This is a genomic window from Oleiphilus sp. HI0080 (assembly GCF_001635135.1).
Window position 1 is genome coordinate 1 of the sequence record NZ_LWFU01000764.1, and the last position, 643, is coordinate 643.

The 643-nt window shown below is 44.8% G+C and carries 1 protein-coding gene; it reads left to right on the forward strand.

All coding sequences use genetic code 11. The features are described 5' to 3' along the window. Nucleotides 1-420, forward strand: a 420-nt coding sequence (locus A3751_RS15945) for a polyphosphate kinase 2 family protein (RefSeq protein ID WP_369821248.1), incomplete at its 5' end; no start/stop codon positions are given. Between the last annotated feature and the right edge of the window lie 223 nt (nucleotides 421-643).

Here is a 643-nt window from a genome sequence, read left to right on the forward strand (position 1 = left end):
GATCAACTCGTAAACAAAAGCACCTGGCAGCGTGCATATAAGGAAATAAACGAGTTTGAACAACAAATGGTGGATGACGGAATTATTGTCATCAAACTGTTTCTCAGCATCGACAAAGAGCAACAGCTAGAGCGCTTCAAAGAAAGAATGAACGAACCAAAAAAGCGCTGGAAAATCACACCCGACGACATCCTCAACCGGCAGAATTGGGAGGCGTATCAAGACGCCTTTGAAGACATGCTAGACAGAACGTCTGCAGCCAAACGTGCTTGGCATGTTGTTGCTGCAAACAATAAGAAACATGCTCGTCTTGACGCGATGCGACATATCGCAGAAGGCTTGTCGGAGCGAATTGATATGAACGATGTTGAAGTACTCAACCCAGAAGTCGAAGAACTAGCGCGTAAATACCTTTACTAAAAACTCTCCGAAAACTCACATCCGCTGTCACCAAATAGCAGACATGCCGATCGTCGAAAAGTCACAACGGCTTTTTGGTTAAGAGCGGACCTCGAAGCATCGCTATTGCTCTGTTAACTTCACGAGGTAAGCAGGCATTCGCGTCAATTATTAAAGCCACGAATCTGCATCTTGTCCGCCAAGAATAGCCATAATTTCAACGAAGGATCCATTTATTCGATAG